This window comes from Pseudomonas sp. UBA6753 (assembly GCF_002453565.1).
In the GTDB taxonomy this organism is placed as follows: domain Bacteria; phylum Pseudomonadota; class Gammaproteobacteria; order Pseudomonadales; family Pseudomonadaceae; genus Aquipseudomonas; species Aquipseudomonas putida_Z.
In genome coordinates, this window is sequence record NZ_DKHD01000034.1 from 1 (window position 1) to 19,316 (window position 19,316).

A 19,316-nucleotide genomic window follows, 5' to 3' on the forward strand; every position below is an offset into this window, starting at 1 on the left:
AGGTATCGCTCCAGCTGAAGGAATGCGCCATACCTGTATGAGCGGGCGCCCCCGCGACCACCGGCGTAGCCGCTGCCATCCACCGCGTCGCCTGCTTCGCGGGTGAACCCGCTCCCACAGGGGCGGCGCACCCCCGGCAGTTTGTCGGCTTAATCGTTTCGATAGCTGTCACACTATTGTATTGTCGACTATGTTGCATTCTGTCCCAGTACACTTTGCAACTGTTACGGTATCCTCTACCGTCACTGAGCCGTACAAGAATAACGAGTCTGCCGCCATGACCAACCTGCTGTTGTACCAGCGTATCGCCCAGCAACTGGCCGATGACATCCGTCGTGGTGTCTACCAGCCAGGCGAGCGGGTACCCTCCGTGCGCAAGATGAGCGCCCAGCTCAATGTCAGCCATGCCACGGTGCTGCAGGCCTATGCCAATCTCGAGGACCAGGGGCTGATCCGTGCGCGGCCGCAGTCCGGCTACTACGTGCACCAGACCACGGCCCTGACCGCGCAGACCCCGGACATCGCCCGGGTCGAGCGCCCCGGCCTGGTCACCCGCGCCAGTATCATCCAGCAGGTGCTGACCGAGGCTCGCCGTGATGGCGTGTTCCCGTTCGGCGCCGCGGTGCCGCACGTCGACTACCTGCCGGTCCGTGCCTTGCACCAGCAGATTGCCAAGGTCACGCGCTTCCACAGCCCGCGTGCCTTCAGCTACATGTTCAGCCCCGGTTTCGAGCCGCTGCGCCGGCAGATCGCCATTCGCATGCGTGATGCCGGTGTGCTGGTCGACCCGCGTGAAGTGATCGTGACCCATGGCTGTGTCGATGCGCTGCAGATGTCGCTGCGCGTGCTGACCCGTCCCGGCGACCTGATCGCCGCCGAATCGCCCACCTATTACGGGCTGCTGCAACTGGCCGACCTGCTAGGCCTGAAGGTGATCGAGATCCCCAGCGACCCGTCCACCGGTATCAGTCTCGAAGCGCTGCAGCTGGCGGCCAACCAGTGGTCGATCAAGGCCCTGGTTCTGACTGCGCGTCTCAGCAACCCGCTGGGTGGCACTGTCCCGGAAGAGCGGCAGAAGCAGTTGCTGCGCCTGGCGTCGGACTTCGATATCCAGATCGTCGAGGATGACATCTATGGCGAGCTGATGTTCGAGCAGGGCAAGACCAAGGCGCTCAAGGCATTCGACCGGTTGGACCGGGTGATCTATTGCTCGAGTTTTTCCAAGACCCTGTCCCCCGGCGTGCGCGTTGGCTGGATGATCGCCGGGCGCTATCAGGACGAAATCCAGCGCCTGCAAACCTTCACCACCCACTCGGCCTGCAGCGTGACGCAGATGGGGGTGGCGGCCTACCTGGAAAATGGCGGCTACGACCGGCACCTGCGTTACATCCGCCAGGAGTACCGCAAGAACCTCAGTGCCTACCAGCTGGCGGTGCAGCAGCACTTCCCCGAGGGTACCCAGATGACCCGGCCGACGGGCGGTTTCATCCTGTGGGTGAGCCTGCCGGGGCGGGTCAATACCCAGGAGCTGCATGTGCGCGCGCTGGAGCAGGGTATCAGTATTGCGCCGGGGCTGATCTTCAGTAACACCGAGCAGTTCAACCACTGTATCCGGCTTAATTGCGGTATACCCTGGAACAAGGAAGCCGAGCGTGCGGTGATCACGCTCGGTTTGCTGGCTCAGCAATTGTGCCGGGAGCCAGCAGCGGCACTTTTGTAGGCTTGCCACGCGCCCGTGGAACAGGGAGCATACGCACTTTTCCTGCCAGTCTGTCTATTTGCCATGAATGCTTTGCGCCGTTTTGCCCTGATCTTGTGCCTTGTACCGCTCGGCAGCCTGGCTGGTGTTGCCCAGGCTGCGCAGCCGGCAGGCCAGGCGCAGGCGGCGCCGGTGCAGAAAGCCAAGCCGGTGCAGAAAGCCGCAGCCAGGCCAGCGCACAAGCAGCCTGCAAAAAAAGCCGGTAACAGCAAGGCCAGGCCGGCGCGCAAGCAGGTGAGCAAGGAGGTTGCCAAGCCGCTACCCAAGGCGAAGCTGGACCTCAGCCTGCCGGCCGATATGGTCGATGACCTTGAGCCGAATGTGGGCAGCCCTTCGCCGATACAGCGACGCAAACCTTTGCTGCCACCCATGTTCACTGAAAAGCCGGAGACCAGCGACAGCCCGTTCCAGCTCAATGGCCGGTTGATCAGCAACGAAATGCAGCTGCAGCTGCGCAATGACAGCCGTCGTGACGTGGAAGGGGCGGCCATCGATTTCGAGTACCGCCAGTAGCTGGCGAACTGACTGCCGGGTCACGGCAGATTTCATCATGCCAGCAATTTCAAACGCCTGTTTGAGCGGTTACTATCCAGGGACGTTCGTCCCGTTTTGTTCCAGGGAGTCCTGATTTTGGTGAATAGCCATGAATTGCCGTGAGGGCTGTGGTGCCTGCTGCATTGCCCCGTCCATCACCTCTGCGATGCCGCGCATGCCCAATGGCAAGCCGGCTGGCGAGCGCTGCCTGCACCTGACCGTCGACAACCTCTGCGAGCTGTTCGGCAAGCCCGAGCGGCCGGCAGTGTGTGGCGGTTTCAAGGCGGATGTGGAGGTATGCGGCAGTGACCGTGACGAGGCCATCAGGATTCTTGGCTGGTGGGAGCAGATGACGGCGGCGTGACAGGCTGGATCTTCGACAACAAGGATAAACATGATGAGATCGTTCAAGCGTATTGCTCTGCTGTGTGGCATGGGTGTTCTGCTGTCGCCCGCGGCCTGGGCCGAAAACTGGCAGGTGGCCAAGGACGAGGAGGGGATCAAGGTTTCCCTCAGTGAAGTGGCCGGTTCCAAGTACAAGGCCTATCAAGGCGTCACTGTGATCAAGGCGCCGCTGGCCAAGGTGCAGGCGTTGCAGGAGGACGTGGTCGGGGCTTGTGCGTGGATTCACGAATGCAAGTCGCAGAAGCTGCTCAAGCACGAAGGTGACCAGAGCTGGACCTACACCCAGTTCAATACGCCGTGGCCGGTCACGCCGCGGGACTCGGTGTTACATGTGACCACGGTGAAGGGGGCTGATGGCAGCCTGGTGCGCAACCTGAAGGAAGAGCCGACCTACGTCCCGGAAGAGAAGGGCTTTGTGCGGGTGGCGAAGGTCGAAGGCTTCTGGAAGCTGGTGCCCAAGGGTGACAGCACGGAAGTGACCTATCAGGTGCACACCGAGCCGGGTGGTAGCGTGCCGGCGATGGTGGCCAACAAGTTCGTGGTGGATGCACCGTTCAATACCCTGAAAGGGTTGCGAGAGCGGGCTGAGAAAAACTGAGGCTTTTGGGTTGCCTGTCCCGGCCTCTTCGCGGGCTTGCCCGCTCCCACAGGTGCGTCATGGTCTTCGAGGCCTGTGGAGTTCCTGTGGGAGCGGGCAAGCCCGCGAAGAGGCCGGCACAGGATGAATAAAAAAGGCTGCCCGAGGGCAGCCTTTTTGCGTTCGGCTATGGAAGCTTACTTGCGGTCCTGCAGCGCAACGATGTCGCGCTTCTGCTCGCCGGTGTACAGCTGGCGCGGGCGGCCGATCTTGTACGGGCTGGAGAGCATTTCTTTCCAGTGCGAGATCCAGCCCACGGTACGTGCCAGGGCGAAGATCACGGTGAACATGCTGGTCGGAATGCCGATCGCCTTGAGGATGATTCCCGAGTAGAAGTCGACGTTCGGGTACAGCGAGCGCTCGATGAAGTACGGATCGGTCAGGGCGATCTCTTCCAGGCGCATGGCCAGTTCCAGCTGCGGGTCGTTCTTGATGCCCAGCTCGCGCAGGACTTCGTCGCAGGTCTGCTTCATCACGGTGGCGCGCGGGTCGCGGTTCTTGTACACGCGGTGACCGAAGCCCATGAGCTTGAACGGGTCGTTCTTGTCCTTGGCCTTGGCGATGAACTTGTCGATGTTCGAGACATCGCCGATTTCATCGAGCATGGTCAGTACCGCTTCGTTCGCACCGCCGTGGGCCGGGCCCCACAGTGCGGCGATACCGGCGGCGATACAGGCGAACGGGTTGGCACCCGACGAACCGGCCAGACGAACGGTAGAGGTGGAGGCGTTCTGCTCGTGGTCGGCGTGGAGGATGAAGATCCGGTCCATCGCCTTGGCCAGCACCGGGCTGATCGGTTTGATCTCGCACGGGGTGTTGAACATCATGTGCAGGAAGTTTTCCGCGTACGACAGGTCGTTGCGCGGATACATCATCGGCTGGCCCATGGAGTACTTGTAAACCATCGCGGCCAGGGTCGGCATCTTGGCGACCAGGCGCACCGCGGAAATTTCGCGGTGTTGCGGGTTATTGATGTCCAGGGAGTCGTGATAGAACGCCGACAGGGCGCCGACCACGCCGCACATCACCGCCATCGGGTGGGCGTCGCGGCGGAAGCCGTTGAAGAAGGACTTCAGCTGCTCGTGAACCATGGTGTGGTTCTTCACGGTGCTGACGAACTGGGCCTTCTGCTCGGCATTCGGCAGTTCGCCGTTGAGCAGCAGGTAGCAGGTTTCGAGGTAGTCGGACTTTTCGGCGAGCTGCTCGATCGGGTAGCCGCGGTGCAGCAGGATACCTTTGTCGCCGTCAATGTAGGTGATCTTCGACTCGCACGAGGCAGTCGCCATGAAACCAGGGTCGAAGGTGAAGTGACCAGTGGCCCCCAACCCGCGGACGTCGATTACATCAGGACCAACGGTGCCGGTTAAAATGGGCAGCTCGACGGGGGCAGCGCCCTCGATGACCAACTGCGCTTTTTTGTCAGCCATGTGGCCTCCTATTAATGCTTGAAATCATCAGACAGACCCCCCACGCAGGGCCCGCACCACTATAGAGGGATAAATTCAGATGTCAATTTGCCTAAAGGCTTGTTGAAACAGGCATTGAGGCCTGATTTTTCGCGAAATTCTCGCCCATTTACGCCTTTTGTGCGTTAAAGGCAATGCGCTATTTGGGCTACCCCGTCACGTTGTCATAAGCAGCCTAACTGTCTATACTCGCAACCCGACCGCCAGGGGCTTGCAAGCCCGAACTGCTGGGGGTCGCCGTTCCCTGGGTGGTGGGTACCTGACCAGTACACTTACCAACAACTTTGCCCTGATTCGCTAGGGGCTCTTCAGTGTGAAAAAAGCCGTGAAAAGCCAACGACCTGTAAACCTAGACCTAAGGACCATCAAGCTCCCCGTCACTGCGTACACGTCCATCCTGCATCGTATCTCCGGCGTCATCCTGTTCCTTGGCCTTGCCATCATGCTTTATGCACTGGGCAAGTCGCTGGGTTCCGAGGAAGGCTTTGGTGAGGTGAAGGCGTGTCTGACCAGCCCGCTGGCCAAATTCGTGACCTGGGGCCTGCTATCCGCCCTGCTTTATCACCTCGTGGCAGGTGTACGTCACCTGATCATGGACATGGGCATCGGTGAGACGCTGGAAGGCGGCAAGCTGGGCTCGAAAATCGTGATCGTCATCTCCGTGGTGCTGATCGTTCTGGTGGGAGTTTGGGTATGGTAACCAATGTCACGAACCTGTCGCGTTCGGGCCTCTATGACTGGATGGCGCAGCGCGTTTCTGCGGTCGTTCTCGCGGCTTACTTCCTCTTCCTGATCGGCTACGTGGTCGCCCACCCAGGCATCGACTACACCCAGTGGCATGGTCTGTTCTCCAACAACGCGATGCGGATCTTCAGTCTGCTGGCCCTCGTTGCCCTTGGCGCTCACGCCTGGGTCGGCATGTGGACCATTGCGACCGACTACCTGACGCCAATGTCGTTCGGCAAGTCGGCAACTGCGATTCGTTTCCTGTTCCAGGCGGTATGCGGCGTTGCGATGTTCGCTTACTTCGTCTGGGGTGTGCAGATTCTCTGGGGTATCTGATCCATGGCTAGCATTCCAACCATTTCCTTCGACGCCATCATCATCGGTGGCGGCGGCGCCGGCATGCGCGCAGCGCTGCAGCTGGCTCAAGGCGGCCACAAGACTGCCGTGGTCACCAAGGTCTTCCCGACCCGTTCGCACACTGTATCCGCCCAGGGCGGCATCACCTGCGCCATCGCTTCGGCCGACCCGAACGACGACTGGCGCTGGCACATGTACGATACCGTCAAAGGCTCCGACTACATCGGTGACCAGGACGCTATCGAATACATGTGTCAGGAAGGCCCGGCTGCGGTCTTCGAGCTGGACCACATGGGCCTGCCGTTCTCGCGTACCGAAACCGGCCGCATCTACCAGCGTCCGTTCGGTGGCCAGTCCAAGGACTTCGGTAAAGGTGGCCAGGCCGCCCGTACCTGTGCTGCTTCCGACCGTACCGGTCACGCGCTGCTGCACACCCTGTACCAGGGCAACCTGAAGGCAGGCACTACCTTCCTCAACGAGTACTACGCTGTTGACCTGGTGAAGAACCAGGACGGCGCGTTCGTCGGTGTGATCGCAATCTGCATCGAAACCGGCGAAACCATGTACATCAAGTCCAAGGCCACCGTTCTGGCCACTGGCGGTGCCGGTCGTATCTACGCCTCCACCACCAACGCCCTGATCAACACCGGTGACGGTATCGGCATGGCGCTGCGTGCAGGCGTGCCGGTGCAGGACATCGAGATGTGGCAGTTCCACCCGACCGGCATCGCCGGCGCCGGTGTACTGGTTACCGAAGGTTGCCGCGGTGAAGGTGGCTACCTGATCAACGCCCACGGCGAGCGCTTCATGGAGCGTTACGCGCCGAACGCGAAAGACCTGGCCGGCCGCGACGTGGTTGCCCGTTCCATGGTCAAGGAAATCATCGCCGGCAACGGCGTGGGCCCGAACAAGGACCACGTGCTGCTGAAGCTGGACCACCTGGGCGAGGAAGTGCTGCACAGCCGCCTGCCAGGTATCTGCGAGCTGTCCAAGACCTTCGCCCACGTCGACCCAGTCGTCGCGCCGGTCCCGGTCGTACCGACCTGCCACTACATGATGGGCGGCGTTGCCACCAATATTCATGGCCAGGCCATCACCATGGACGCCGAAGGCAAGGACCAAATCATCCCGGGTCTGTTCGCAGTGGGTGAAGTGGCGTGCGTATCGGTCCACGGTGCCAACCGCCTGGGCGGCAACTCGCTGCTCGACCTGGTGGTGTTCGGTCGTGCCGCTGGCCTGCACCTGGAAAAATCGCTGTCCGACGGCGTGGAATACCGCGACGCCAGCGACACCGATATCGATGTTGCCCTGAACCGCCTGAACAAGCTCAACGAGCGTACCACTGGCGAAGACGTTGCCAGCCTCAAGCGCGAGCTGCAGAGCTGCATGCAGAACTACTTCGGTGTATTCCGTACTGGCGAATACATGCAGAAGGGTATCGAGCAGCTGGCCGGCCTGCGTGACCGTATTGCCAACGTCAAGATCAACGACAAGTCCCAGGCCTTCAACACCGCGCGTATCGAAGCGCTGGAGCTGCAGAACCTGCTGGAAGTCGCCGAAGCTACCGCCATCGCGGCCGAAGCCCGTAAAGAGTCCCGCGGCGCCCACGCCCGTGAAGACTTCGAAGACCGTGACGACGAAAACTGGCTGTGCCACACCCTGTACTACCCGGGTGAGAAGCGCGTTGCCAAGCGCGGCGTCAACTTTGCGCCGAAGACTGTTCCAGCCTTCGAACCAAAAGTCCGGACTTACTAAGGGTGGCTGCTATGTTGAAAGTCGAAGTTTATCGTTACAACCCGGACACCGACTCGGCGCCCAAAATGGAGTCGTTCGACGTCGATACCGGCGGCAAGGACCTGATGGTTCTCGATGTATTGGCGCTGATCAAGGAAAAGGACGAAGGTTTCTCGTACCGTCGCTCCTGCCGTGAAGGCGTTTGCGGTTCCGACGGCATGAACATGAACGGCAAGAACGGCCTGGCCTGCATCACCCCGCTGTCGGCGGTGGTGAAGGGCAACAAGCTGGTTCTGCGCCCGCTGCCGGGCCTGCCGGTCATTCGTGACCTGGTCGTCGACATGAGCATCTTCTACAAGCAGTACGAGAAGGTGAAGCCGTTCCTGCAGAACGACACTCCTGCGCCGGCCATCGAGCGCCTGCAGTCGCCGGAAGACCGCGACAAGCTGGACGGCCTGTACGAGTGCATCCTGTGCGCTTGCTGCTCGACTTCCTGCCCATCGTTCTGGTGGAACCCGGACAAGTTCCTGGGCCCGGCTGCACTGCTGCAGGCCTATCGCTTCCTGGCCGACAGCCGTGACACCAAGACCCAGGAGCGCCTGGCGTCCCTGGATGACCCGTTCAGCGTATTCCGCTGCCGCGGGATCATGAACTGCGTCAACGTTTGCCCGAAAGGTCTGAACCCGACCAAGGCAATCGGCCACGTACGTAACATGCTGCTGCAAAGCGGCACCTGATACAAAGAGTTGTACCTGCAGTAAGCCGAGGTGCGGGTGGTGAGCCCGCACTGAGGTAAAACCCGAACAAGGGCTCACAAAGCCCGCGTTCATTACCTATGAAGATATGAGACCAGCAGGGGCTTTCCGGGCTGGTACCCGGAAAATCAGCAGGATCCAAGTGGCGTGGTTCAGTCGCTGTATTCGGACTTTTCCAGGTTTGCTGTGGCTCTCGCCGATCAGTCCCCTAACCGAGGGTGACCAAGCATGCAAGAAAGCGTGATGCAGCGCATGTGGGAAAGCGCCCACCTTTCAGGTGGTAACGCTGCATATGTGGAAGAGCTTTATGAGCTCTACCTGCACGACCCTAACGCTGTGCCAGAAGAGTGGCGCACCTACTTCCAGAAGTTGCCCGCCGACGGCAGCACCGCTACCGATGTATCGCACTCGACAATCCGCGACCATTTCGTACTGCTGGCAAAGAACCAGCGCCGCGCCCAACCGGTATCCGCCGGGAGCGTGAGCAGTGAACACGAGAAGAAGCAGGTTGAAGTTCTGCGACTGATCCAGGCCTATCGTATGCGCGGCCATCAGGCTGCCAAGCTCGACCCGTTGGGGTTGTGGCAGCGTCCTGCGCCCGTAGACCTGTCGATCAATCACTACGGCTTGACCAATGCCGATCTTGATACGACCTTCCGTGCCGGCGACCTGTTCATCGGCAAAGAGGAGGCGAGCCTACGCGAGATCTTCGAGGCGCTCCAGAAGACATATTGTCGCACCATTGGCGCCGAGTTCACCCACATCGTCGATTCCGAGCAGCGCAGCTGGTTCCAGCAGCGCCTGGAAAGCGTGCGCGGCCGTCCGGAGTTTTCCGCTGACGTGCAGGCCCACCTGCTCGAGCGCGTGACCGCCGGTGAAGGCCTTGAGAAATACCTGGGCACCAAGTACCCGGGCACCAAGCGTTTCGGCCTCGAGGGCGGCGAAAGCCTGATCCCGATGCTGGACGAGATGATCCAGCGTTCCGGTTCCTACGGCACCAAGGAAGTCGTGATCGGCATGGCCCACCGTGGCCGCCTGAACGTTCTGGTCAACACCTTCGGCAAGAACCCGCGCGAGCTGTTCGACGAGTTCGAAGGCAAGAAGATGAACGAGCTGGGCTCCGGTGACGTGAAGTATCACCAGGGCTTCTCCTCGAACGTGATGACCCCGGGTGGCGAAGTGCACCTGGCCATGGCGTTCAACCCGTCCCACCTGGAAATCGTCTCGCCAGTGGTCGAGGGTTCGGTGCGCGCCCGTCAGGACCGCCGCAACGACACCGTTGGCGACAAGGTACTGCCGATCTCGATCCACGGCGACGCAGCATTCGCCGGCCAGGGCGTGGTCATGGAAACCTTCCAGATGTCGCAGACCCGCGGTTTCAAGACCGGCGGTACCGTGCACATCGTGATCAACAACCAGGTTGGTTTCACCATCAGCAACCCGCTGGACGCGCGCTCCACCGAGTACGCCACCGACGTTGCCAAGATGATCCAGGCGCCGATCCTGCACGTGAACGGGGACGACCCGGAAGCCGTGCTGTTCGTGACCCAGCTGGCCATCGACTACCGCATGCAGTTCAAGCGTGACGTGGTCATCGACCTGGTCTGCTACCGCCGCCGCGGCCACAACGAGGCCGACGAGCCGAACGGCACCCAGCCTTTGATGTACCAGCAGATCAGCAAGCAGCGCACCACGCGTGAACTGTACGCTGAGGCGCTGATCCAGGCCGGCCGCATCGATTCCGAGCGCGCCCAGGCCAAGATCGACGAGTACCGCAACGCGCTGGACAACGGCCTGCACGTGGTGAAGAGCCTGGTCAAGGAGCCGAACCGCGAGCTGTTCGTCGACTGGCGTCCGTATCTGGGCCATGCCTGGACCGCGCGTCACGACACCCGCTTCGACCTCAAGACCCTGCAGGAACTGTCGGCCAAGCTGCTGGAGATCCCGGAAGGTTTCGTCGTCCAGCGCCAGGTCGCCAAGATCTACGAAGACCGTCAGAAGATGCAGGCCGGTGGCTTGCCGATCAACTGGGGTTATGCAGAGACCATGGCCTACGCCACCCTGCAGTTCGAAGGTCACCCGATCCGCATGACCGGCCAGGACATTGGCCGTGGCACCTTCTCGCACCGTCACGCGGTGCTGCACAACCAGAAGGACGCCAGCACCTACGTACCGCTGAAGAACCTGTTCCCGGGCCAGCCTCAGTTCGAACTGTACGACTCCTTCCTGTCGGAAGAAGCGGTACTGGCCTTCGAATACGGCTACTCGACCACCACGCCGAACGCGCTGGTGATCTGGGAAGCCCAGTTCGGTGACTTCGCCAACGGTGCGCAAGTGGTGATCGACCAGTTCATCACCAGCGGCGAGCACAAGTGGGGCCGTCTGTGCGGTCTGACCATGCTGCTGCCACACGGTTATGAAGGGCAGGGCCCGGAGCACTCCTCCGCGCGCCTGGAGCGTTACCTGCAGCTGTGCGCCGAGCACAACATCCAGGTCTGCGTACCGACCACCCCGGCCCAGATCTACCACCTGCTGCGTCGCCAGGTCATCCGTCCGCTGCGCAAGCCGCTGATCGTGCTGACGCCGAAGTCGCTGCTGCGCCACAAGCTGGCCATCTCGACCCTGGAAGACCTGGCAGAAGGCTCGTTCCAGACCGTGATCCCGGAAATCGACAGCCTCGATCCGGCCAAGGTCGAACGCCTGGTCCTGTGCGGCGGCAAGGTTTACTACGACCTGCTGGAAAAACGCCGTGCCGAAGGCCGCGAAGACATCGCCATCGTGCGTATCGAGCAGCTGTATCCGTTCCCTGAGGACGACCTGGTCGAAATCCTGGCGCCTTACACCAACCTCAAGCATGCGGTCTGGTGTCAGGAAGAGCCGATGAACCAGGGCGCCTGGTACAGCAGCCAGCACCACATGCGCCGTATCCTGGGCCGCCACAACAAGGCACTGGTCCTGGAATACGCCGGCCGCGACGCTTCCGCCGCGCCAGCCTGTGGTTACGCATCGAAGCACGCCGAACAGCAGGAAAAACTGCTGCAAGACGCCTTCACTGTTTAATGCCTTCGCGCACCTGAAACCGAATTTAAGGAAACACAGATAATGGCTATCGAGATCAAAGCCCCAACCTTCCCGGAATCGGTTGCCGATGGCACCGTTGCCACCTGGCACAAGCAGCCGGGCGATGCCGTCAAGCGTGACGAGCTGATCGTCGACATCGAGACCGACAAGGTCGTCCTGGAAGTACTGGCCACCGCCGACGGCGTGCTGGGCGCCATCGTCAAGGGCGAGGGCGACACCGTCCTGTCCGACGAAGTACTGGGTTCGATCGTTGAAGGCGGTGCTGCCGCCGCTGCACCAGCTGCTGCCCCGGCCGCTGCTGCCCCGGCTGCCGCTGCTGCCGACGCTGGCGAAGAAGACCCGGTTGCCGCCCCGGCCGCGCGCAAGCTGGCTGAAGAGAACGGCATCGACCTGGCTACCGTTGCCGGCACCGGCAAAGGTGGTCGCATCACCAAGGAAGACGTCGTCGCTGCCGTCGCCAACAAGAAGTCGGCGCCTGCTGCAGCTGCCAAGCCTGCCGCCGCTGCCGCTGCTGCCCCGGTTGTCGTTGCCGCTGGCGACCGCACCGAGAAGCGTGTGCCGATGACCCGCCTGCGCGCCAAGATCGCCGAGCGTCTGGTCGAAGCCCAGTCGAGCATGGCCATGCTGACCACCTTCAACGAAGTCGACATGACCGAAGTCATGGCCCTGCGTTCGAAGTACAAGGACCTGTTCGAGAAGACCCACAATGGCGTACGCCTGGGCTTCATGTCGTTCTTCGTCAAGGCCGCCACCGAAGCCCTGAAGCGCTTCCCGGCTGTCAACGCCTCGATCGACGGCAACGACATCGTCTACCACGGCTACGCCGACGTCGGCGTTGCCGTGTCCAGCGACCGTGGCCTGGTGGTACCGGTACTGCGTAACGCCGAGTCGATGAGCCTGGCGGAAATCGAGAACGGCATCGCCACCTTCGGCAAGAAGGCCCGTGACGGCAAGCTGGCCATCGAAGAGATGACCGGCGGCACCTTCACCATCACCAACGGTGGTACCTTCGGTTCGATGATGTCGACCCCGATCGTCAACCCGCCGCAGGCCGCCATTCTCGGCATGCACAACATCATCCAGCGCCCGATGGCCATCAATGGCCAGGTGGTGATTCGCCCGATGATGTACCTGGCGCTGTCGTACGATCACCGCCTGATCGACGGCAAGGAAGCGGTAACCTTCCTGGTCACCATCAAGAACCTGCTGGAAGATCCGTCTCGCCTGCTGCTGGACATCTAACCCTCTGGCTGCGTACCGTGCCGGCCCTGGCTTCGCAGGAAGCCATGCCGCGCGGTCCGCGGCTTGTAGCTTGTAGCTGATAAGGAATCTTTTATGACCCAGAAATTCGACGTAGTGGTGATTGGTGCAGGTCCTGGCGGCTATGTGGCTGCCATCAAGGCCGCACAACTTGGTCTGAAGACTGCCTGTATCGAGAAATACACCGACGCCGAGGGCAAGCTGGCCCTGGGCGGCACCTGCCTGAACGTAGGTTGCATCCCTTCCAAGGCGCTGCTGGACAGCTCCTGGAAGTACAAGGAAGCCAAAGAGAGCTTCAACGTCCACGGTATCTCCACTGGTGAAGTGAAGATGGACGTCGCCGCGATGGTTGGCCGCAAGGCTGGCATCGTCAAGAACCTGACTGGTGGCGTTGCCACCCTGTTCAAGGCCAACGGCGTTACTTCGATCCAGGGCCACGGCAAGCTGCTGGCCGGCAAGAAAGTCGAAGTCACCAAGGCTGACGGCACCACCGAAGTCATCGAAGCCGAGAACGTGATCCTGGCTTCCGGCTCGCGCCCGATCGACATTCCGCCGGCTCCGGTCGACCAGAACGTCATCGTCGACTCCACCGGCGCCCTGGAATTCCAGGCCGTGCCGAAGCGCCTGGGCGTTATCGGTGCTGGCGTGATCGGCCTGGAGCTGGGCTCGGTATGGGCTCGCCTGGGTGCTGAAGTCACCGTCCTGGAAGCCCTGGACACCTTCCTGATGGCTGCCGACACCGCCGTGTCGAAAGAAGCCCAGAAGACCCTGACCAAGCAAGGCCTGGACATCAAGCTGGGCGCGCGCGTCACCGGCTCGAAAGTCAACGGCAACGAAGTCGAAGTGACCTACACCGACGCCAACGGCGAGCAGAAGATCACCTTCGACAAGCTGATCGTCGCGGTCGGCCGTCGCCCGGTGACCACTGATCTGCTGGCCGCCGACAGCGGCGTGACCATCGACGAGCGTGGCTACATCTTCGTCGACGACTACTGCGCTACCAGCGTGCCGGGCGTGTACGCCATCGGTGACGTGGTGCGCGGCATGATGCTGGCCCACAAGGCCTCGGAAGAGGGCATCATGGTGGTCGAGCGCATCAAGGGCCACAAGGCCCAGATGAACTACGACCTGATCCCGTCGGTCATCTACACCCACCCGGAAATCGCGTGGGTCGGCAAGACCGAACAGGCCTTGAAGGCCGAGGGCGTTGAGGTTAACGTGGGCACCTTCCCGTTCGCGGCCAGCGGCCGAGCGATGGCTGCCAACGACACCGGTGGTTTCGTCAAGGTCATCGCCGATGCCAAGACCGACCGCGTCCTGGGTGTCCACGTGATTGGCCCATCGGCTGCCGAACTGGTACAGCAGGGCGCAATCGCAATGGAATTCGGCACCAGTGCCGAGGATCTGGGCATGATGGTCTTCAGCCATCCGACCCTGTCCGAAGCGTTGCATGAAGCAGCGCTGGCAGTGAATGGCGGCGCCATTCACGTGGCCAACCGTAAGAAGCGTTAATTATAAGAAACCACGGCGGGCTGCCCGTCGTGAGTCTTGCGTGCATGACTCACCGCGGAAAGTCCGCCGGACCGGATCACACGGGAAAACCCGGGGTCAACGGTCACAGGTGGTGCGGCGCCAGTGATGGCGCAGCGCCGAAGCGCAGTACCTAACGAAGACGGTAAAAAGCATGAATCTTCACGAGTATCAGGGTAAGCAGCTGTTCGCTGAATACGGCCTGCCAGTTTCCAAGGGTTTCGCTGTCGATACCCCTGAGCAAGCTGCAGAAGCCTGCGACAAGATCGGCGGGAACGAGTGGGTGGTAAAAGCCCAGGTTCACGCGGGTGGTCGCGGTAAAGCGGGCGGCGTCAAGCTGGTTCGCAGCAAAGAAGACGCCAAGGCGTTCGCTGCACAGTGGTTGGGCAAGAATCTGGTTACCTACCAGACCGATGCCAACGGTCAACCCGTCTCCAAGATTCTGGTCGAATCCTGCACTGACATCGCCAAAGAGCTGTATCTGGGCGCTGTAGTCGATCGTTCGAGCCGCCGTATCGTGTTCATGGCTTCCACCGAAGGTGGCGTGGACATCGAGAAAGTCGCTCACGAAACGCCTGAGAAGATCCTCAAGGCCACCATCGACCCGCTGGTCGGCGCTCAGCCGTTCCAGGGTCGCGAGCTGGCATTCCAGCTGGGCCTGGAAGGCAAGCAAGTTCAACAGTTCGCCAAGATCTTCGTTGGTCTTGCCAAGCTGTTCAAGGATCACGACCTGGCCCTGCTGGAAGTGAACCCGCTGGTGATCAAGGCCGACGGCGACCTGCACTGCCTCGATGCCAAGATCAACATCGACGCCAACGCCATGTACCGTCAGCCTAAGCTGAAAACCTTCCACGACCCGTCGCAGGACGACGCCCGTGAAGCCCACGCTGCCAAGTTCGAACTGAACTACGTTGCCCTCGAAGGCAACATCGGCTGCATGGTCAACGGTGCCGGCCTGGCCATGGGTACCATGGACATCGTCAACCTGCACGGCGGCAAGCCGGCCAACTTCCTCGACGTTGGCGGTGGTGCTACCAAAGAGCGCGTTACCGAAGCGTTCAAGATCATTCTGTCCGACAGCAATGTCGCGGCCGTTCTGGTCAACATCTTCGGCGGCATCGTTCGCTGCGACATGATTGCCGAAGGCATCATCGGTGCAGTGAAAGAAGTCGGCGTGAAAGTTCCGGTCGTCGTTCGCCTTGAAGGCAACAACGCCGAACTGGGCGCTAAAGTACTGGCAGAAAGCGGTTTGAACATCATTGCGGCAACCAGCCTGACCGACGCTGCTCAACAAGTTGTCAAAGCTGCGGAGGGCAAGTAATGAGCGTCCTGATCAATAAAGACACCAAAGTCATCTGCCAGGGCTTCACCGGCTCGCAGGGTACTTTCCACTCCGAACAGGCCATCGCCTACGGCACCAAGATGGTCGGCGGCGTAACCCCAGGCAAGGGTGGCACCACCCACCTGGGCCTGCCAGTGTTCAACACTGTGAAAGAAGCTGTGGAAGCTACCGGCGCTGACGCTTCGGTCATCTACGTTCCGGCTCCTTTCTGCAAGGACTCGATCCTGGAAGCTGCCTTCGGCGGCATCAAGCTGATCGTGTGCATCACCGAAGGCATTCCTACCCTGGACATGCTGGATGCCAAGGTCAAGTGCGACGAGCTGGGCGTGACCCTGATCGGCCCTAACTGCCCAGGTGTCATCACCCCGGGCGAGTGCAAGATCGGCATCATGCCAGGCCACATCCACCTGCCAGGCAAGGTCGGTATCGTTTCGCGTTCCGGCACCCTGACCTACGAAGCTGTGAAGCAGACCACCGACGCCGGCTTCGGCCAGTCGACCTGCGTCGGCATCGGCGGTGACCCGATCCCGGGCTCCAACTTCATCGACATCCTGAAGCTGTTCCAGGAAGACCCGAAGACCGAAGCGATCGTCATGATCGGCGAGATCGGCGGTTCGGCTGAAGAAGAAGCTGCGGCCTACATCAAGGCCAACGTCACCAAGCCTGTCGTTTCCTACATCGCTGGTGTTACCGCACCTGCGGGCAAGCGCATGGGCCACGCTGGCGCCATCATCTCCGGCGGCAAGGGCACTGCGGACGAGAAGTTCGCGGCCCTGCAGGACGCTGGTGTGAAGACCGTGCGTTCCCTGGCTGACATCGGCAAGGCCCTGGCCGAGCTGACTGGCTGGGAAGTCAAGAAGTAATACTGCTACACCCCCCACGCGCACAGAGGCCACCTTCGGGTGGCCTTTGTCGTTTCTGGGTATTGGGTATTCCTGTGCCGGCCTCTTCGCGGGCTTGCCCGCTCCCACAGGAGATCTCCACATTACGGGCCTGTGGTGATCCCCTGTGGGAGCGGGCAAGCCCGCGAAGAGGCCGGCACAGGCAACATGGATTTTTCGATGGGTTTGATAGGAATTTTCACGCAGACGAATGTTTCAATCCGAGGATAATTCTCGCTGTCCTCGGTCGCACAGACGACAAACATGTACGCACATCGGACAAGCAGCACTGTGCCAGTGCGTTTGACTGACAAAACAGTTACATTACGCGTTCACTCTGTGCCCGTACCCCAAAAGGGAACGACACGCTAAACGGGTCTGGCCTATCAAGCCGGGCAGCATTTCCCCTCATCCAAAGGGAAATCCCCTCTCGAATCCCGATTTCAGCAGTGTGGTACTACCTTAAATGAAAGTTCTCAAAGGCCAGGATATCCTGGCGCTTGGCTTTATGACGTTTGCGCTTTTCGTGGGCGCTGGCAACATCATCTTCCCGCCTATCGTCGGTCTGCAGTCTGGCCCGCACGTATGGATGGCGGCCTTGGGCTTCCTGGTTACCGCCGTGGGCCTGCCGGTCATCACCGTGGTCGCCCTGGCCAAGGTCGGCGGCGGCATGGATGCCCTGAGCAGCCCGATCGGCAAGTTCTTCGGTGGCCTGCTGGCGGCCGTGTGCTACCTGTCGGTCGGCCCGCTGTTCGCCACCCCGCGTACCGCGACCGTATCATTCGAAGTGGGCGTTGCGCCGCTGACCGGCGAAAGCCCGCTGGCGCTGTTCATCTACAGCCTGGTGTACTTCCTCGTGGTACTGGCCGTGTCCATGTACCCGGGCAAGCTGCTCGACACCGTGGGCCGCTTCCTGGCGCCGTTGAAGATCATCGCCCTGGCGGTGCTGGGCATCGCCGCCTTCGCGCTGCCTGCCGGCACCATTGGTGAAGCGCAGCCGGCCTATGCCGCCGCAGCGTTCTCCAAGGGCTTCTCCGATGGTTACCTGACCATGGACACCCTGGGTGCCCTGGTGTTCGGTATCGTCATCGTCAACGCCATCCGCTCGCGCGGTGTCGAGTCGCCGAAGCTGATCACCCGCTATGCCATCATCGCCGGCCTGATCGCCGGTGTCGGCCTAGCCCTGGTGTACATCAGCCTGTTCCGCCTGGGTGCAACCAGCCACGATATCGCGGCTGACGCCACCAACGGCGCGGCGGTACTGCATGCCTACGTGCAGCACACCTTCGGTTCGCTGGGCAGCGGCTTCCTCGCCGTGCTGATCGCGCTGGCTTGCCTGGTGACCGCAGTCGGCCTGACCTGTGCCTGCGCCGAGTACTTCAGCCAGATGCTGCCGCTGTCGTACCGTGCACTGGTGGTGATCCTGGCGGGCTTCTCGCTGCTGATCTCCAACCTCGGCCTGACCAAGCTGATCATGTTCTCGATCCCGGTGCTCACCGCGATCTACCCGCCGTGCATCGTGGTGGTCGGGCTCAGCTTCGTGAAGGACCTGTGGAACTCGCCAACCCGTATCCTGGCGCCAGTGATGCTGGTGTCGCTGCTGTTCGGCATGGTCGATGCAATCAAGGGCAGCGGCATTGCCCACGTGCTGCCGGACTTCATGGCCCACCTGCCGTTGAGCGACCAGGGCCTGGCCTGGCTGGTGCCTTCGGTGGTGACCCTGGTTGGCGCCGTGGTCTGCGACCGCATGCTCGGCAAGCCGCGCGAAGCGCTGGCCTGATAGTCGAAGCCTGAGGGCGGCACCGGCCACAAGCCGAAGGGTGCTCGCCAAGGGTGGAAACTCAAGAGCCCCGTATCCTAGAGGATGCGGGGCTTTTTCTTTGCCTGTACCGGCCTCTTCGCGGGCACGCAAACCTCAAAGGTGGCGCTGTACCTGTGCGAGCGGGCGTGCCCGCGAAGAGGCCGGATGAGCAGTGCAAATATCAGGATGGATGTGTGCCTTTTGCCGCTTGCCAGCGTCGAAATCCGGTCCCTATCCTTCAGGTATCTGGCCCTCCCGGGAACCCTGCATGAACTTCATCCAAAGCAACTTCAACAACCTGTTGGCCATCGCCTGGTTCGCCCTGTGCTGGGGCGGTTACACCCGTTATGCCATCTGGAAGGGCCGCGACACCGCGTGCCTGGCCAGCGTGCTGCACCTGTACCGCGAAGACTGGATGCGCCGCATGCTGCTGCGCGACAACCGCATTGCCGATGCCAGCGTGATCGGCAATCTCGAGCGCAACGCCTCGTTCTTCGCCTCCAGCACCCTGATCATCCTTGCCGGTATCCTCACCGTGCTCGGGGCCTCCGACCGGGCGCTGTCGCTGCTGGCCGACCTGCCGCTGGTGCAGCAGACGTCCCAGGGCATGTCGGAGATCAAGCTGCTGTGCCTGGCCATGGTCTTCGTCTACGCCTTTTTCACCTTCAGCTGGTGCATGCGCCAATACAACTTCGCCGCAGTGCTGGTGGGTTCGGCGCCGATGATCGGTGAACGGCTGGTCAATGAACTTGAACGCAAGGCATTCGCCTCGCGGGCGGCGCGGGTGCTGTCGCTTGCCGCCAACCAGTTCAACCTGGGCCTGCGTTCCTATTACTTCGGCATGGCCATGTTGAGCTGGTTCATCAGCCCATGGTTGTTCATGGTCATGAGTGTCGGCGTAGTGCTGATTCTGTACCGCCGCGAGTTCCATTCGGATGTGTTGGATGTGATGGTGTTCACACCTACCGAAAGTGTTTCGATCGAACCCGCCAAGGAAAACACCGCTCCTGGCACCTGAAACGTTTAATCCATAAGTTTCAGGCACAAA

General features: G+C 61.3%; 16 protein-coding genes. 15 read left to right on the top strand and 1 reads right to left on the bottom strand.

Features of this window, described 5'->3' with window-relative positions; all coding sequences use genetic code 11:
- Positions 1-277 precede the first annotated feature (277 nt).
- From B2790_RS14270 to B2790_RS14285, 4 genes are all read left to right on the top strand, one after another.
- Positions 278-1,720 (top strand): PLP-dependent aminotransferase family protein, encoded by a 1,443-nt coding sequence (locus B2790_RS14270; RefSeq protein WP_286919040.1) that lies wholly within the window; start codon positions 278-280, stop codon positions 1,718-1,720.
- 63 nt (positions 1,721-1,783) lie between these two features.
- Positions 1,784-2,272, top strand: a complete 489-nt coding sequence (locus tag B2790_RS14275) for a hypothetical protein (RefSeq protein WP_274078363.1) — start codon at positions 1,784-1,786, stop codon at positions 2,270-2,272.
- Positions 2,273-2,402: 130 nt separating this feature from the next.
- Positions 2,403-2,657 (top strand): YkgJ family cysteine cluster protein, encoded by a 255-nt coding sequence (locus tag B2790_RS14280; protein WP_286919041.1) that lies wholly within the window; start codon positions 2,403-2,405, stop codon positions 2,655-2,657.
- 33 nt (positions 2,658-2,690) lie between these two features.
- On the top strand, positions 2,691-3,296 hold the full coding sequence (locus tag B2790_RS14285) for an START domain-containing protein (RefSeq protein ID WP_075045846.1): 606 nt from the start codon (positions 2,691-2,693) through the stop codon (positions 3,294-3,296).
- 176 nt (positions 3,297-3,472) lie between these two features.
- Here B2790_RS14285 and gltA read toward each other — a convergent pair whose 3' ends face one another.
- Complete coding sequence (gene gltA / locus B2790_RS14290) at positions 3,473-4,762, bottom strand: citrate synthase (protein ID WP_013973445.1); 1,290 nt, start codon at positions 4,760-4,762, stop codon at positions 3,473-3,475.
- 352 nt (positions 4,763-5,114) lie between these two features.
- Between gltA and sdhC the strand changes: the two genes are divergently transcribed.
- The 11 genes from sdhC (at position 5,115) to B2790_RS14345 (ending at position 19,286) form a co-directional block, all read left to right on the top strand.
- Positions 5,115-5,501, top strand: a complete 387-nt coding sequence (gene sdhC / locus B2790_RS14295) for a succinate dehydrogenase, cytochrome b556 subunit (RefSeq protein WP_012315350.1) — start codon at positions 5,115-5,117, stop codon at positions 5,499-5,501.
- Positions 5,495-5,863 (top strand): succinate dehydrogenase, hydrophobic membrane anchor protein, encoded by a 369-nt coding sequence (gene sdhD, locus B2790_RS14300; protein WP_003254214.1) that lies wholly within the window; start codon positions 5,495-5,497, stop codon positions 5,861-5,863. Before sdhC ends, sdhD begins: the two co-directional genes overlap by 7 nt.
- Before the next feature lie 3 nt (positions 5,864-5,866).
- A complete protein-coding gene (gene sdhA / locus B2790_RS14305) occupies positions 5,867-7,639 on the top strand; it encodes a succinate dehydrogenase flavoprotein subunit (protein ID WP_286919042.1) in 1,773 nt (590 codons plus the stop codon).
- An 11-nt stretch (positions 7,640-7,650) separates the two neighbouring features.
- Positions 7,651-8,355: a succinate dehydrogenase iron-sulfur subunit gene (locus B2790_RS14310; RefSeq protein WP_016711649.1), complete on the top strand. Its 705-nt coding sequence runs from the start codon at positions 7,651-7,653 to the stop codon at positions 8,353-8,355.
- Between the two features lie 246 nt (positions 8,356-8,601).
- On the top strand, positions 8,602-11,433 hold the full coding sequence (locus B2790_RS14315; protein WP_025339970.1) for a 2-oxoglutarate dehydrogenase E1 component: 2,832 nt from the start codon (positions 8,602-8,604) through the stop codon (positions 11,431-11,433).
- Positions 11,434-11,475: 42 nt separating this feature from the next.
- Entirely contained in the window at positions 11,476-12,696 is a 1,221-nt protein-coding gene (gene odhB / locus B2790_RS14320; protein WP_025339969.1) for a 2-oxoglutarate dehydrogenase complex dihydrolipoyllysine-residue succinyltransferase, read from the top strand.
- A 93-nt stretch (positions 12,697-12,789) separates the two neighbouring features.
- On the top strand, positions 12,790-14,226 hold the full coding sequence (gene lpdA, locus B2790_RS14325) for a dihydrolipoyl dehydrogenase (RefSeq protein ID WP_013973439.1): 1,437 nt from the start codon (positions 12,790-12,792) through the stop codon (positions 14,224-14,226).
- A 172-nt stretch (positions 14,227-14,398) separates the two neighbouring features.
- Entirely contained in the window at positions 14,399-15,565 is a 1,167-nt protein-coding gene (gene sucC, locus B2790_RS14330) for an ADP-forming succinate--CoA ligase subunit beta (protein WP_003254205.1), read from the top strand.
- Positions 15,565-16,449, top strand: coding sequence for a succinate--CoA ligase subunit alpha (gene sucD / locus B2790_RS14335; RefSeq protein ID WP_004376004.1), 885 nt, complete (start codon positions 15,565-15,567; stop codon positions 16,447-16,449). The genes sucC and sucD overlap by 1 nt, the downstream gene beginning before the upstream one ends.
- A 484-nt stretch (positions 16,450-16,933) precedes the next feature.
- On the top strand, positions 16,934-18,247 hold the full coding sequence (gene brnQ, locus B2790_RS14340; RefSeq protein ID WP_286919043.1) for a branched-chain amino acid transport system II carrier protein: 1,314 nt from the start codon (positions 16,934-16,936) through the stop codon (positions 18,245-18,247).
- Between the two features lie 289 nt (positions 18,248-18,536).
- Positions 18,537-19,286, top strand: coding sequence for a DUF599 domain-containing protein (locus B2790_RS14345; protein ID WP_286100241.1), 750 nt, complete (start codon positions 18,537-18,539; stop codon positions 19,284-19,286).
- Positions 19,287-19,316 lie beyond the last annotated feature (30 nt).